The sequence below is a fragment of the Herbaspirillum rhizosphaerae genome, from assembly GCF_046025915.1.
Lineage (GTDB): Bacteria > Pseudomonadota > Gammaproteobacteria > Burkholderiales > Burkholderiaceae_D > Herbaspirillum > Herbaspirillum rhizosphaerae_A.
In genome coordinates this window covers 167,820-182,253 of the sequence record NZ_JAQQFR010000006.1, presented here as the reverse complement: position 1 = coordinate 182,253, position 14,434 = coordinate 167,820, and the positions used below count along the sequence as shown (strand labels likewise).

The window sequence follows — 14,434 nt, the reverse complement described above, 5'->3', positions numbered from 1 at the left end:
ATTAATATAATCAATATAAGCCGCCCTTTTTTATTCGACACCATGCCTACTTACCTGAGTTCCGCCGAAGCTGCCGCTGCGCTCGGCGTGTCGCGCCAGACCTTGTATGCCTACGTCAGCCGTGGCCTGCTGACCGCTCAATCCGACAATAAGGTGCGCGAAAGCCGTTACCTCGAAGAAGAAGTCAAACGTCTCGCCACGCAACGCACACGCGGACGCAAACCGAAAGAAGTCGCCAAAGCCACGCTCAGTTGGGGATTACCAGTCCTGGAATCCGCTATTACGCTGATCGAAGACGGCCAGCTCTACTATCGCGGCCACGATGCGGTCACTCTTGCAGCAACAAAAAGCGTGGAAGACGTCGCCGCTCTGCTGTGGAATTGCAGCGCGAAGCAGGCATTCGCGTCCACCGAGGTACCAGTCCACGCCGCTTATACCGGCATGCTCAAACACTTCAGCGAACGCCGCGCCGAAGACTCGCTGCTACCGCTGTTCACCATCGCCAGCGACGATGCCGCCACCGCCGCCTGGCAAACTTCTCCAGAGCGCATAGCCGAAGGCTGCGGCGTACTCCTGCGCCTGCTCGCCGCCAGCTTGCTCAGCACACGGCCAAGCGCCGCTCCGATCCACGAACAATGCGCCAAAGCGTGGAAGCTCGACGAGCAAGGTACCGCACTGGTGCGCATGGCGCTGATCCTGTGCGCCGATCACGAACTCAATGCCTCCAGCTTCACGGCGCGTTGCGTAGCCTCCACCGGCACCAGCTTGCGCGCCTCGGCGATTGCCGGACTGGCAGCGCTCACCGGCGGCAAGCACGGCGGCACGACGGCGCGCGTTGAAGCGATGTTTGATGAAATTGATATTCAAGCCGGCAGCAGAAATATTGCCGACAAAATGCAGCAGCGCCTGACACGCGGCGAAGACCTGCCGGGCTTCGGCCACCACCTGTATCCCGATGGCGACCTGCGCGCCATCGCCTTGCTCGAAAATATCCTGCCGCAGCATCCAGCCTGGCAGGAAATGACCAAGGCGGCCCATGCCCTGATCGGCCATCATCCCTCAGTTGATTTTGCATTGGTCGCCGTACGACGGCATTTGAAGTTACCGGTCGGCGCGGCGTTCGGCCTGTTTGCGCTGGGACGCGGCATGGGATGGATCGCGCAGGCGCTGGAGCAGCGCGCCACCGGCGAACTGATCCGGCCACGCGCGGCTTACACCGGGCCGCGCCCGCTTTCTTCCCCCACGAATCTCGTACAGCGCCTCGCAAAATAACGAGGCCATTTCAAGCAGTGCTACACTACGGCTCATGACTTCGCGCGTAAAAATCTTCCTGCTCTGGCTGCTGGCCTTTGCGATTCCCGTTCAGGGATTCGCTGCCGCGGTGCAGATGGGTTGCGCGCCTTCGCAGCTGAGGCCGGCAATCCATGAGGTCGCCGCCCCCTCACCAGCCGCCTCACTGCATGAGCATTCCGGTCATGACATGCATGCGATGCACACCATGGATGACGCGAGCATCACTGCGCAAGCCGACTCCGGCCCGGCCGCTGATCACTCAATGCCACATCAGCACAAAGCATCCGCCGCTTCGTGCAGTTCCTGCAGCGTTTGCACCATCGGCGCCATCCTGCCGCTGGCGCTGGACAAACTCATCAACCTGCCCGTCTCGGCGGACATCCACGTCGCCATGGCACAACATGGTTTCGTCGGCTATACGCCGGAAAATCCCGAACGTCCCCCTTCACTGCCCGTGTAATCACTGAAGCTGCCTGAGTCGAGGAAGTTGGTATTGCTCGGCCTGCATCTTCTTGCAACCGTTCCGGCGTTTAACTCCCGCCGGTGAACTCTTCGTTTGCACGAGGCTTACATGAATACATTTCCCCCTTTGCGAAAACTCGCGCCGCCGCTGCTCGCCCTTGTGCTGAGCGGCTGTGCGAGCTTCAGCGCCGACGGCGGCTTTGACGCCGTCAACCAGACCGCACAGCAGCGGCTTAATAAACAAACCGGTTGGAGCCGTTCCGAACAGGACGCCGACGGCGTGACACAACGCGTGCGCGCCATGCTATCCAAATCTCTTAGCGTCGATGACGCCGTGCAGATCGCCTTGCTCAACAATCGCGAGTTGCAAGCGTCCTACAGTGAACTCGGCATTGCTGAAGCCGATCTGGTGCAAGCCGGACGACTGCCCAATCCCGGCTTCAGCTTCGGCCGCACGCACACCGGCGACGACATCAAGATCGACCGCAGTCTGACGCTGTCGGTGATGAGTTTGCTGACCATGCCGGCGGCTTCGCGCATCGAAGCACGCCGCTTCGAACAGACCAAGCTGAAACTAGCCGACGTCATGCTGCGAACTGCCGCAATGACCCGTAAGGCCTACTACCAAAGCATCGCGGCAACGCAGAGCGTGCGCTACCAAGAGCAGGTTCGCGAGGCCGCGGAAGTCGCACATGAACTGGCCGCCCGCATGGCGAAGCAGGGCAATTTTTCGCAACTGGATGTAGCACGCGAACGCGCCTTTTATCTGGAGACTTCTACGCAACTGACGCGCGTTCGCACACAGGCGATGCAAGAAAACGAAAACCTCATGCGCCTGCTTGGCCTGCGCAAACAAGATGGCATGTTGCAATTACCCTCTCGCCTGCCCGATTTACCCAAGAGCGCCATCACGCTCGACAACAGCGAACAAGTCGCCATGGAACAGCGGCTCGACGTGCAATCGGCAAAGCTGGAAGTCTCTGCGCTGCAAGGCTCGCTCGGTCTGACCAAAACCACGCGCTTCATCAACGTGCTCGATCTTGGCTACGTCCGCAATGCAGAAAGCGGCAAGCCTGCCGAAATCGGCTATCAGGCCAGCATCGAGATTCCCTTGTTCGACTGGGGCGGTGCCCGCGTCGCCAAGGCCGAGGCAATCTACATGCAGGCCGTGCATCGTCTCGCTGCCACTGCAGTGCAAGCACAGTCGGAAGTACGCAGCGCCTATGCCGTGCAACAGCATGCCTACCTGCTGGCGCGCCAATATCAGGACGAAGTGGTACCACTGCGCAAACGCATCTCCGACGAATACCTGCTGCGCTACAACGGCATGCTGGCGAGTGTGTTCGAACTGCTGGCCGATGCACGCGAACAAGCCAATGCCGTCAACGCCGCCATTGATGCCGCACGCGATTACTGGATCGCCGACAGCGACTTGCAACTGGCGCTGGGCGGGCCAACGTCAAACCTCTCCATGACGACATCGGCACAGAACAAGACTGAAGGAAAAATCCATGAGTAATTCCAGCAACACACTAAGCCGGCGCGCCTTCCTGCAAGGCTCTGCGCTAGCCGTCGGCGCGACTGCCGTCACACGCATCGGCGCCGCATCGTTGCCCGAAGCTGTCACGCAAAACAGCGCCGGCACGCAAGCACCGCTGACGCCGCCCAATGGCCGCCCCTATCATCCTGTCGTCACGCTCAACGGCTGGTCGCTGCCCTGGCGGATGAACAACGGCGTCAAGGAATTCCACCTCGTCGCCGAGCCGGTGGTACGTGAAATCGCACCAGGTATGAAGGCAAACCTGTGGGGTTACAACGGTCAAAGTCCCGGCCCGACGATCGAAGTCGTCGAAGGCGATCGCGTTCGCATCTTCGTCACCAACAAGCTGCCCGAACAAACCTCCGTACATTGGCACGGACAGCGCCTGCCCAACGGCATGGATGGCGTGACCGGCCTGACACAGCCGGGTATCCCGCCGGGCAAGACTTTCGTCTACGAGTTCACCGCACGGCGCGCCGGTACCTTCATGTACCACCCGCATGCGGATGAAATGGTGCAGATGGCGATGGGCATGATGGGATTCTGGATCACGCATCCCAAAGACCCGAACTTTATGCGTGTAGATCGCGATTTCGTCTTCCTGCTCAATGCCTACGACATCGATCCCGGTGCCGCCACGCCCAAGGTCAACACCATGCTCGACTTCAATCTGTGGACCTGGAACAGCCGGGTCTTCCCCGGTATCGATCCGCTACCGGTGCGGCAAAACGACCGCGTGCGCATCCGCGTCGGCAACCTGACGATGACCAATCATCCTATCCATCTGCACGGTCACGAATTCGTCGTCACCGGTACCGACGGCGGCTGGACATCACCGGCTTCACGCTGGCCCGAAGTCAGCACCGACATCGCCGTCGGCCAGATGCGCGCCATTGAATTCGATGCCACCGAAGAAGGCGACTGGGCGCTGCATTGCCACAAGGCGCACCACACCATGAACGCCATGGGCCACAACGTGCCGACCATGATCGGCGTCGACCAGCGCGATCTGGCGAAGAAGATCAACAAGCTCATACCCGACTACATGGTGATGGGTGATAAAGGCGGTTCCATGGGCGAGATGGAAATGCCGCTACCCGACAACACGTTGCCGATGATGGGAGGCAGCGGTCCTTACGGATCGCTGGAAATGGGAGGCATGTTCAGCGTCGTGAAAGTGCGCAAGAACCTGGCACGCGACGATTACCGCGATCCCGGCTGGTACAAAGCACCTCCCGGCACGGTCGCCTACGAATGGCGCGGCACCGAACAACCGTCAACTTTTGCACCCGATAAAAAAGCCGGCACGGACGGCAATGCCGTCAACGTTACCCGACGCAATCATCCACACTGATCAAGGAAAAAACCATGAAACATACGTACACACAAAATCTGTTCATCACCGCCCTGCTGGCCGCAGTCTCGTTCCATGCAGGTGCACAAACCATGGGAAGCACGTCGCACCATCACGCTGAACATACAGACGATATGGTCGGCCAGCCTGGCGTCGCAGGCAAAGTTACGCGCACCATCAAAGTCGACATGAGCGACAACATGCGCTTCACGCCGGAAAAACTGCAGGTGAAAGCCGGCGACACGATTCGATTTGTCGTCAGCAATAGCGGCAAGATCAAACATGAAATGGTCTTTGGCACCGATGCGCAACTGAAATCCCACTACGCCGCGATGCTGAAAAATCCGGAGATGGAACACGCCGACGACAACCAGATCAGCCTGGCCCCCGGCAAGAGCGGTGAGCTGATCTGGCAGTTCACACAAGCCGGCACTGCCAATTTCGCCTGTCTGCAGCCCGGCCATTACGACGCCGGCATGAAAGGCAACGTCACCGTCGCCACTGCTAATGCCGCTGGCGACGCGCACAAACACTGAGACCAATCCGTTATCAAGAAAGGAAAAATATGAAAACTGCTTTCGTCAGCACCATCTTGCTTGCCGCTGCATCTTCAGCGATGTCGGTGCCTCTGTTCGCAGCGGCGCAAGACCTGAAACCAGATACGATGCACCATCCAATGCCTGCCGCGGTGCAGAGCAATGTAGCCCCAAAAGTCAACGGTGAAATCCGCAAGATCGATACCGATGCCGGCAAGATCACGATTCGTCACGGTGAGATCCCCAATCTGGAAATGCCACCCATGACCATGGTGTTCCGTGTCGCTTCGCCCGATATGCTCAGTACGGTAAAAGGCGGCGATCAGGTGCTCTTCACTGCGGAGAAGAGTAACGGCGCACTGACCGTCACCAGTATCGAGCTTCTTCCTCAGAAGTAAGACTGACGACAGCAATTCGGGCTATCATCGGTCGATGAACATGAGGACGGCGGCAGACCACGTCGCCGTCCTTTACAACAACGACAGGAGACCCCATGAGCGTCCACATCATCGACACCACGCCCGAGGCCTACGGCTACCCGCTGCTGATCAAGCAGTTGCTTCACTCATCGCTGGCGACCGCGCCCGATCAGGAAATCGTCTACGGTATCGCCAACCAGCGCCGCCATACTTATACCGATCTGTACGAACGCATACAGCGTCTGGGCAACATGCTGCGCGAGCTGGGTCTGCAACCCGGCAATACCGTCGCCGTGATGGACTGGGACAGCCATCGTTATCTGGAATGCTTCTTCGCCATTCCGATGCTTGGCTATGTGCTGCAAACCGTCAACGTACGCCTGTCGCCGGAACAGATTGCTTATACCCTGAACCATGCCCAGGCCGACGTGCTGCTGGTCAACTCCGACTTCATGCCGGTGCTCAAGCAGATCCGCGGCGAACTGACCACGCTCACGCGCTGTGTATTGATCACCGATGACAACACACCTGCACCACGCGGCCCCGGCTTCGCCGGCGAATATGAAGAATTGCTGGCACAGGCCTCGCCCAAATGCGACTTCCCCGACTTCAATGAGAACGCGCGCGCCACCACCTTCTATACGACCGGCACCACAGGCATGCCCAAGGGCGTCTACTTCAGCCATCGTCAGTTGGTACTGCATACATTGGCGGTAACCGCCGGACTGGCGCTGGCACCGCAACAAGGACGCCTGCATCGCGACGATGTCTATATGCCGCTGACGCCAATGTTCCATGTGCACGCCTGGGGTCTTCCTTACGTAGCGACCATGGCCGGACTCAAGCAGGTCTATCCCGGCCGCTACGTCCCCGACACTATCCTCAAGCTGATTGAGACCGAAAAAGTCACCTTCTCGCATTGTGTGCCAACCATCCTGCACATGGTGCTGAGCGCCCCCACAGCAAAAGATGTCGACCTGTCGAAATGGAAAATGATCATCGGCGGCTCCGCCATGACCAGCGCTCTGGCGCAGACGGCACGCGAGCGCGGCATTGACGTCTTCACCGGTTACGGCATGTCGGAGACCTGCCCCATCCTGTCACTGGCGCATGTGCCGACGGCAGAGCTGGGTACGGAGCAAGACCTTGCCACACGCGTGAAAACCGGCCGCCCGCTACCGCTGGTTACCTTACGTACGGTCGACGGCGACATGAACGATTGTCCGCACGATGGCAAGAGCACTGGTGAAGTCGTAGTGCGCGCACCCTGGCTCACGCAAGGCTACCTGCACAATCCGGAAGCGTCGAAAGACTTGTGGGAAGGCGGCTGGCTGCATACGGAAGACATCGGCAACATCGATTCGCGCGGCTATCTGCAAGTCACTGATCGCATCAAGGATGTGATCAAGACCGGCGGCGAATGGGTGTCGTCACTGGAAATCGAAGAGATCATCGCGCGTCATCCGGCAGTGGCGGAAACGGCGGTCATCGGCATCAAAGACGCCAAATGGGGCGAGCGCCCGGTGGCCCTGGTAGTGCTCAAAGCCGGTCAGGCTGCCGAGGTCACCGTTGACGATATTCGCAAGCTGGTATTGGCCGCAGCCGAAGACGGCCTGATCTCAAAATACGGCGTACCGGATCGCATTGAGTTCGTCAGCGAGCTGGCGCGCACCAGCGTCGGCAAACTCAACAAACGCGTGATGCGCGAACAATATCCTGGCTAAAAAAAACCTGCCTCGATTCCGGATCTTTATTTCCGGAATCGAGGCAGGTGTTCAGCGTAAGTTGATGTACTGAGTTGTACTGAATTGCACTGAGCCGGCTCAGTCGTCTTTCGCTATTACGCGATTCTTGCCCTGCTGTTTGGCCTTGTACAGACGCTTGTCAGCCAGACGGATCAAATCGCTCTGCGTCTGATCGTCTTTCGGAATCATGGTCGCAACGCCAACGCTGACGGTCAGCCATTCGCCGGTCGTCGAATGCGCGTGACCGATATGCAGTGCTTCCACCATTTCACGCAGCTTGTCGCCGGCGGCTACAGCCCCGACTTCATCGGTGCTCGGCAGGATCACAGCGAACTCTTCGCCGCCAAAACGCGCGCTCAGATCCGATGAGCGCACCGCGCTTGATTCCATCGCCCGTGCAACGCTCTTCAACACCTGATCGCCGGCCACGTGGCCGTAGTTGTCGTTGTACAGTTTGAAATTATCGACGTCGATCAGCAGCAGCGAAATCTCTTGCTGCACGCGCTTGGCGCGCTTCCACTCAGCATTGAGGTAGTCATCGAAATAACGGCGGTTGGCGATACTTGTCAGCCCGTCGGTATTGGTCAGGCGCTGCAACTCAAAATTGGTCTTCTGCAATTGCTGTTGGCTCTCGCGCAATGCACGATAGGCGGCATCGCGTTGCAGTTGATTATTGTACGAACGCGAATGGTAGCGAATGCGCGCAATCAGTTCAATACTGTCCGGCAGCTTCACCATGTAGTCGTTGACGCCGGTGGCAAAGGCATCGCGCTTGATCAGGGCATCTTCCTTGCTCGACAATACGATGATCGGAATATCCATCGTCAGCGGATTGGTTCGGTATTGCCTGACCAGCGTCAAACCGTCGACACCCGGCATGACCAGATCCTGCAGGATCACGGTAGGCTGGGTTTTCTCGGCGACACGCACGGCATCTTCAGCACGCGGACAATAGTGAAAATCGATGTCGGATTCGCTCAGCAAAGCACGGCGAATTGCCTCACCGACCATCGCCTGATCATCCACCAGCAACACCATGATCTTGTAATCCGCCGGCGGCAGCTGTATGCCCAGCTCGCTGTCGTCGCTATTGTTAAGAGTCGGTGACTCCATGTTGTCGTTCCTTTGCATTACGTAAATTGACTGACCAATGCCTTGGCGATAGCGCCGAGAGGCAAAATTTCGGTGGCGGCGTCCAGTGCGGCGGCGGCTTTCGGCATGCCGTACACGGAACTGCTTTGTCGATCCTGCGCGATGGTGTGGTAGCCCGCATCGCGAAGAGCCTTGAGACCGATGGCGCCATCGCGCCCCATGCCGGTCAGCAATACCCCCACAGCCTGACCGCGCCACTGCCGGACCACGCTATGAAAAAACACATCAATCGAGGGATGGTAGACATCCTCCGGCGACTCCGGCATGTAGCCGAGGCTGTCGCGATTTCGGAACAACAGATGCTGGTTGGTGCCGGCCATGATCACGGTACCGGATTGCGGCCGGTCGCCTTCTTGCGCCACGCGCACTTTCAATCCGGTTTGCTGCTGCAACCACGCTGCCATGCCGCCCGCAAAACCAGGATCGATATGCTGGACGATCACCACCGCAGCTGGGAAATCCTTGGGTAGTTCACGCAATATCGACGCCAATGCGCCGGGGCCGCCCGCGGATGCGCCAATGGCCACCAACTTGTTGGAAGCGCCTGTCGGCGCTGCGTCGCCCGCCAGTATCGATGGCTTGGCAGCGCTCCGCTCGCGCTGCGGTGTCACCTTCGCTGGAGCGGGCTTGTGCTCCATGCGGCCGATGCGCGCGATCTTGTCCATCAGCACCGCCGAACCCTGGCGCCAGTCGCTGCCACTACCGGATAAGGCCGGCGTATCAACAGCATCAAGCGCGCCGTAACCGAGCGCCTGATACACCTTATCAGCGCAGGCGCCGATATCGGCAGTCACGATCAGAATGGGGCACGGGGTCTTCTGCATGATGCGGCGTGTCGCTTCGACGCCGTCGAGATGCGGCATGACAATGTCCATCAGGACGATGTCCGGCAATTGCCAGGCGCACAACTCCACTGCCTGAGCACCATCCTGAGCTACCCATAACAGCTGATGCTCCGGCCAATCGGCCAGTACCCGCCGCAAGATTTCCACCACCATGGGTACGTCGTTGACGATTGCAATCTTCACGTCAGGCCGCTCCGATCAAATCCACCACGGCCTGCAACAGGGTCTCGTCGTGGAAACTGCTCTTGGTGAAATAATGATCCGCGCCGGCTTCCAGCCCGCGCTGGCGATCTTCTTCCCGGTCCTTGTACGACACGATCATCACCGGCAAGGTACGCAAATGCGGTGCTTGCCGGATCAGCGTAACCAGCTCGATACCATCCATGCGCGGCATGTCGATGTCGGTAATGACCAGGTCGAATTGTTCGGTACGAACCGCATTCCAGCCATCCATGCCATCGACCGCCACGGTGACCTGATAGCCGCGATTAGTCAGTAGCTTGCGCTCCAGTTCGCGTACGGTCAGCGAGTCGTCCACCACCAGCACTTTCTTGCGCGCCGCACCCGCGTCTTCGCTGGCGGCCTGACGAACGTTCTCCAACTGACCGGAGACGCTCAGCTTCTCGACCGAGCGCAGCATGTCGGCGACGTCAAGGATCAACACCGGCGCACCATCTTCCATCAAGGCACCGGCTTGCACGTTAGGGATTTTGCCGAGGCGTGAATCAAGCGCCTGCACGACGAGCATGCGCTCACCCAGGAAGCGATCGACTGCCAGGCCATAGGTATTTTCGTTGTCGCCGATGACTACCACCATGACCGATTCGCCCTTGGCGCGCAACTCGCCCTTTTGCAAAATCTGATGTGCGCTGACAAGGCCGATCTGGCGGCCTTCAAAATGAAAATGCTGATAGCCTTCGAGTATATCCAACTGATCGCGTTGCAACTCCAGCGTACGATTGACGTAAGCCAGCGGAAAAGCATAGGGTTCGTTGTCGATACTGACCAGCAGACTGCGGATCACCGACAAGGTGAGCGGCAACTGCATTTGAAAACGCGTGCCCTGCCCCGCGGTGCTTGTAATGCGCACGGTGCCGCGCACTTGCTTGAGCATGTCGGCCACTACATCGAGACCGACACCTCGACCGGAAATCTCGGTGACGGTGTCACGCAGACTAAAACCCGGTAGCAGCAGAAAATCGAGCAGCTCCGACTCGCTCAGACGCGCCACGATCTCTTCGGTGGACAGCTTGCGACTGACGATGTTTTGCTTGAGACGCTCAAGATCAATACCGGCGCCATCGTCGATGACGTTCACCTGCAGCATGCCGGCGCTATGCCGGGCTTCCAGCGTGATCTTGCCCTGCTCCGGCTTGCCGGCCTGCGCGCGCTGCGTTGGCGATTCGATGCCATGGTCGACCGCATTGCGCAGCAGATGACCAATGGGCGCATCGAGTTTTTCCAGAATGTCGCGATCGATCTGGGTGGCGTTGCCGACGATTTCCAGTCGCACCGATTTACCCAGCGTATGTCCGACATCGCGCACCATGCGCGCATAGTTGCCCGACCCGACGCCGGTGCCGTCGGCAAACGGACGCATGCGACAAGCCAATGCCTCTTCATACAGGCGTTGCGACAGATTGACGGAATGGCGGTCGAACATTTCCAGCTCGGCCAGTTGATCGCCGACCATATGCTGAGATTGCAGCATCAGTGTGCGCACTTCCGCCAGCGCCACTTGCGTGGCCTCATCGCTGCCGGTCATCTTTTGCTGCAACAGATCCAGCGCCTGCGCGGCATCGCGCTGCAAGCGCTTCAGGCGGAGCATCGAGGCAGCAAATGGTTTCAGACGGCGCGACTCGACCAGCGACTCTCCGCTCAGACTCAGCAGACGGTCGAGGTTGTCGGCACTCACGCGTACCGAGCGCACGCCGTTGGGTGAGGCGGAATCGCGTTGTTCACGCTGCTCTCGCCCATCGTTCTGCGCGACCGGCACAGCCCTCTCTGCAGATGCTGCAGATGCTGTAGGCGCTGTAGGTTGAGCTGATTCTGTAGTTGCTGCTATTGCAGTAGCCGGAGGTGCTATTTCGTCGTCGCTGACGTCCGCCATCGCGGTACTGAGCGCGAGCATGAAGGTGTCGATCTCCACCTTGCCGGCATGCTCGCCCCAGGTCTCATCGTCTCCCGGCGCGTTGGCGATACGCGTCAGCAGATCGACACCTTTGAACAGCGCATCGATTTGTTTGCGCCGCAGACGCAGTTTGTCCTGTTGTGCCAGTACGAAGCAGTCTTCCATCACGTGGGCGACGTTGACGCCTGCATTGAGGCTGATAATGCGGGCCGCGCCCTTGAGCGAATGCGCCGCGCGCATGCATGCTTCCAAGGGCTCCAGCAAAGCTTCGCGGTCGCTGTGATCGCTCTGGCGCTCCAGCTCCAGAAGACCGGCGTTAAGTACTTCCACCTGGCTTTCCACTTCATGCCGGAACAACTCCAGCATGGTCATCTGCCGAATATCGGTCGAACTCATGTCAGGCTCCGATTCAAGGCATAGAACAACAGGCCGCAATCGAGCAAGCCTACTTTCTTGTCGCGCCAGCCGATCACTGCCTGGGTATAAGCAGAGCCGGTTTGAGCGATAGTGGACGGCGGCAACTGCGCGGCATCGGCCGCATAGGCATGCACACCCGATACTTCATTGACGGGAAACGCAAGAATCTGTTCTTCATGCGACACCACCAGCAGGCGCTGACCGGCATGAGCAGCGATGCCGTTGCTGCCACTGCCACTGCCACCGTTGCCACCAATGCCACCAATGCCAAGCATGCGTCCCAGCGATACACAAATCTTGAGCGCGCCGCGAATATTGGTCAGCCCCAGCACCGACTGGTTGGCCTGATGCGGCAGGGAATGAATCGCGCGCGCTTCAATCACTTCAACAATGACGGTCGTCGGAAGGCCCAGCCATTCTTCACCGACACGAAACACCAGCATCGATGCCGTCGCGTCCCCACGGCCGCGCCTGAGCATATTGTCCACATCGCCTTGATCGCCGCCGGACTGCAATGGCATCTCATCTGTCTGACGAAAACCTGCCGCCGAGACGGGTCTGTCCAGCAAAGCCGAAGCGGCTGTGGCAAAGGTCGGGCAATTCAGGCAGCGGAAATAGTCTTTGAGCTTGGGACAGCTGTTGTCGCCACGCACGCCGATGCGATTCCAACAGTCGTCAACGGCGACTTCCACGGTGGGCATCGTTTGCAAAACATCAGACATGCGGCTGCTCCTCGTTGCCCTTCGTCAGTTGTACACGTTCGGCACGCTGCTGCAGACGCTGTGCCCCGGCGACATCGCCCTGCGCCGCCAGCAAGGCGGACAAATGCAACAAGGCCTCGCGATGATCAGGTTGCAGATAAATGGCCTTGCGGTACAACTGCAAGGCGGTCGCTGTGTCCTGCCGCGCGTCGTTGATCAGGCCTTGCAGATAATAGGCGTCAACGGATGGACCGGCGGCACGCAGGTGCTGTTCGCACAGGAATTCCGCTTCTGCCAGCTCGCCACGATCGGCGCAGACACGTGCGCGCACGAGCAAGTCATCTTGCGCCGGAGCAGATATTTTCTCGATGGCCGGCCTGGTGACCGGCAATGGTGCAACGGTTTTGCTGCGCTCCCGTATTACAGGTGTCGGTGTCAGTGCCGGCATCCACGCGGGTGTAGCCGGTTTCGCAAACGCTGGAGACAAAGGCATCTCCCCTGCTTTTGCCGTCGTCACCGATTTGCGGCGAAAACCAAAAGTCAAAGGAATGCCGATCGATTCGACATGCGGGCGCAGCATGATGCCCGCTTCGGCAGGGCCGACAAAAATACAACCGTCCTGGCCGAGCAAACGCTCCAGCACTTTGACGGCCTGCGCCTGCACATCGCGATCAAAATAGATCAGCACGTTGCGACAAAAAATGAAATCGTAGGGTGCTTCGCTCGCCAGAAAATCGCCGGCCAGCATATTGCCATGACGAAAACTGACTTGGCGGCGCACTTCTTCCGACAAGGCCGATGCCGTATTGTCGAAGGGGGAAAAATGCTGGTCGCGATATTCCAGCTGCTTGCCGCGGAAAGAGTTGCGACCGTAAATGCTGCGCTGAGCAATCGACAACGAGCGTTTGCAGATATCGATGCCGTCAACCCGGAACTGCCCCGCGGGCACACCCGCATCCAGCAGCGCCATGGCAATGGAATACGGCTCTTCGCCGGTCGAGCATGGCAGACTCAGAATCCGTACGTGAGCGTTGGGCGAGCGCACGATCTTGTCACGCGCCAGGCGCGCCACGGAGAGAATCGCTTCACGATCGCGGAAGAACCAGGTTTCAGGCACAACCACCAGTTCGATCAGTTCCTGCAGCTCGCCTACGCCCGACTGCAAGGTATGCAGATAGCCGTAGATGTCGTTTTGGGCAAGCTGGCTCATGCGCTCACGCACACCGCGCTCGATCAGCGAGCTGCCGACTGCGGCAACATCCAGCCCCATGTGCTGCTTGAGCATGGAGGCAATCTGCTCAATCACCTGAGCATTGGCTGAGCCATTGCCGAGGCCATGATTGCCATGATTGAGGCTGTTTATCTGCGCGCTCATGCCCGGCTCTCTTCCGGGAACAGCAAGGCTTGCGCCGCTTCGTCCAGCATATCTGCGACCTTGACCCACTGGATCAATTCGCCTTGATGCCGCATGACCGGACCGAGGTAACGCGCATTTTCGTGCAGCAGTCCGGATGCAGTGAAGTCCTCAGCGTCGCAGCGCAGCGTATCGGTGGCTTTTTCAACGATCAGGCCGAGCAACTGCGGCTCTTGCCCTGCGGGGGTGTAATGCACCAGCACCAGACGTGTACTCAAGCGCTCTGCCGCCGGTCTGCCGATTGCCAGCATGCTGACATCCAGCACCGGCACATTGCGGCCGTCATAGCTGAAAATGCCACGCACCCACGCCGGCACATCCGGCACCTGCTTGCATAACGCAGGGGCTAATACCACGGCGACCTGGCTGGTATCCAGGGCGTAGCGATCATTGCCAATCTGAAAAATCAAAAAGAGCATGCTCAG

13 protein-coding genes are annotated in these 14,434 nt (G+C 59.1%); 7 read left to right on the top strand and 6 right to left on the bottom strand.

Going from position 1 to position 14,434, the window contains the following annotated elements; translation table 11 throughout:
• The first annotated feature begins 42 nt into the window (after positions 1-42).
• From PQR63_RS11200 to PQR63_RS11170, 7 genes are all read left to right on the top strand, one after another.
• Positions 43-1,272, top strand: a complete 1,230-nt coding sequence (locus tag PQR63_RS11200; protein WP_408167943.1) for a citrate synthase — start codon at positions 43-45, stop codon at positions 1,270-1,272.
• Positions 1,273-1,306: 34 nt separating this feature from the next.
• Positions 1,307-1,753, top strand: coding sequence for a hypothetical protein (locus tag PQR63_RS11195; RefSeq protein WP_408167942.1), 447 nt, complete (start codon positions 1,307-1,309; stop codon positions 1,751-1,753).
• Positions 1,754-1,864: 111 nt separating this feature from the next.
• Positions 1,865-3,274 (top strand): TolC family protein, encoded by a 1,410-nt coding sequence (locus PQR63_RS11190; protein WP_408167941.1) that lies wholly within the window; start codon positions 1,865-1,867, stop codon positions 3,272-3,274.
• The gene (locus tag PQR63_RS11185; RefSeq protein ID WP_408167940.1) at positions 3,267-4,649 is read left to right on the top strand and encodes a multicopper oxidase family protein; all 1,383 of its coding nucleotides are present in this window, start codon (positions 3,267-3,269) and stop codon (positions 4,647-4,649) included. Before PQR63_RS11190 ends, PQR63_RS11185 begins: the two co-directional genes overlap by 8 nt.
• 14 nt (positions 4,650-4,663) lie before the next feature.
• Positions 4,664-5,185 (top strand): cupredoxin domain-containing protein, encoded by a 522-nt coding sequence (locus PQR63_RS11180; protein WP_408167939.1) that lies wholly within the window; start codon positions 4,664-4,666, stop codon positions 5,183-5,185.
• 128 nt (positions 5,186-5,313) lie between these two features.
• Positions 5,314-5,583, top strand: coding sequence for a copper-binding protein (locus tag PQR63_RS11175; protein ID WP_408168089.1), 270 nt, complete (start codon positions 5,314-5,316; stop codon positions 5,581-5,583).
• 95 nt (positions 5,584-5,678) lie between these two features.
• Complete coding sequence (locus PQR63_RS11170) at positions 5,679-7,328, top strand: fatty acid--CoA ligase (RefSeq protein ID WP_408167937.1); 1,650 nt, start codon at positions 5,679-5,681, stop codon at positions 7,326-7,328.
• Between the two features lie 99 nt (positions 7,329-7,427).
• On the opposite strand, the gene PQR63_RS11165 is transcribed toward PQR63_RS11170, so the two are convergent.
• The 6 genes from PQR63_RS11165 to PQR63_RS11140 are packed head-to-tail and all read right to left on the bottom strand — an operon-like array spanning position 7,428 to position 14,428.
• A complete protein-coding gene (locus PQR63_RS11165) occupies positions 7,428-8,462 on the bottom strand; it encodes a diguanylate cyclase (RefSeq protein ID WP_408167936.1) in 1,035 nt (344 codons plus the stop codon).
• A 17-nt stretch (positions 8,463-8,479) separates the two neighbouring features.
• On the bottom strand, positions 8,480-9,529 hold the full coding sequence (locus PQR63_RS11160; RefSeq protein ID WP_408167935.1) for a chemotaxis response regulator protein-glutamate methylesterase: 1,050 nt from the start codon (positions 9,527-9,529) through the stop codon (positions 8,480-8,482).
• Between the two features lies 1 nt (position 9,530).
• Positions 9,531-11,873 carry a hybrid sensor histidine kinase/response regulator gene (locus PQR63_RS11155; protein ID WP_408167934.1) on the bottom strand — a complete coding sequence of 781 codons (2,343 nt, stop codon included), beginning with the start codon at positions 11,871-11,873 and terminating at the stop codon, positions 9,531-9,533.
• Positions 11,870-12,616 carry a chemotaxis protein CheW gene (locus PQR63_RS11150; RefSeq protein WP_408167933.1) on the bottom strand — a complete coding sequence of 249 codons (747 nt, stop codon included), beginning with the start codon at positions 12,614-12,616 and terminating at the stop codon, positions 11,870-11,872. The genes PQR63_RS11155 and PQR63_RS11150 overlap by 4 nt, the downstream gene beginning before the upstream one ends.
• The gene (locus tag PQR63_RS11145) at positions 12,609-13,970 is read right to left on the bottom strand and encodes a CheR family methyltransferase (RefSeq protein WP_408167932.1); all 1,362 of its coding nucleotides are present in this window, start codon (positions 13,968-13,970) and stop codon (positions 12,609-12,611) included. Before PQR63_RS11145 ends, PQR63_RS11150 begins: the two co-directional genes overlap by 8 nt.
• Positions 13,967-14,428 carry a chemotaxis protein CheW gene (locus tag PQR63_RS11140; RefSeq protein WP_408167931.1) on the bottom strand — a complete coding sequence of 154 codons (462 nt, stop codon included), beginning with the start codon at positions 14,426-14,428 and terminating at the stop codon, positions 13,967-13,969. The genes PQR63_RS11145 and PQR63_RS11140 overlap by 4 nt, the downstream gene beginning before the upstream one ends.
• Positions 14,429-14,434 lie beyond the last annotated feature (6 nt).

What these genes read in the sequence shown, in the direction of transcription:
- PQR63_RS11200 (WP_408167943.1), top strand. Translation starts at nt 43, where the DNA reads ATGCCTACTTACCTGAGTTCCGCCGAAGCTGCCGCTGCGCTCGGCGTG.
- PQR63_RS11195 (WP_408167942.1), top strand. Translation starts at nt 1,307, where the DNA reads ATGACTTCGCGCGTAAAAATCTTCCTGCTCTGGCTGCTGGCCTTTGCG.
- PQR63_RS11190 (WP_408167941.1), top strand. Translation starts at nt 1,865, where the DNA reads ATGAATACATTTCCCCCTTTGCGAAAACTCGCGCCGCCGCTGCTCGCC.
- PQR63_RS11185 (WP_408167940.1), top strand. Translation starts at nt 3,267, where the DNA reads ATGAGTAATTCCAGCAACACACTAAGCCGGCGCGCCTTCCTGCAAGGC.
- PQR63_RS11180 (WP_408167939.1), top strand. Translation starts at nt 4,664, where the DNA reads ATGAAACATACGTACACACAAAATCTGTTCATCACCGCCCTGCTGGCC.
- PQR63_RS11175 (WP_408168089.1), top strand. Translation starts at nt 5,314, where the DNA reads ATGCACCATCCAATGCCTGCCGCGGTGCAGAGCAATGTAGCCCCAAAA.
- PQR63_RS11170 (WP_408167937.1), top strand. Translation starts at nt 5,679, where the DNA reads ATGAGCGTCCACATCATCGACACCACGCCCGAGGCCTACGGCTACCCG.
- PQR63_RS11165 (WP_408167936.1), bottom strand. Translation starts at nt 8,462, where the DNA reads ATGGAGTCACCGACTCTTAACAATAGCGACGACAGCGAGCTGGGCATA.
- PQR63_RS11155 (WP_408167934.1), bottom strand. Translation starts at nt 11,873, where the DNA reads ATGAGTTCGACCGATATTCGGCAGATGACCATGCTGGAGTTGTTCCGG.
- PQR63_RS11150 (WP_408167933.1), bottom strand. Translation starts at nt 12,616, where the DNA reads ATGTCTGATGTTTTGCAAACGATGCCCACCGTGGAAGTCGCCGTTGAC.
- PQR63_RS11145 (WP_408167932.1), bottom strand. Translation starts at nt 13,970, where the DNA reads ATGAGCGCGCAGATAAACAGCCTCAATCATGGCAATCATGGCCTCGGC.
- PQR63_RS11140 (WP_408167931.1), bottom strand. Translation starts at nt 14,428, where the DNA reads ATGCTCTTTTTGATTTTTCAGATTGGCAATGATCGCTACGCCCTGGAT.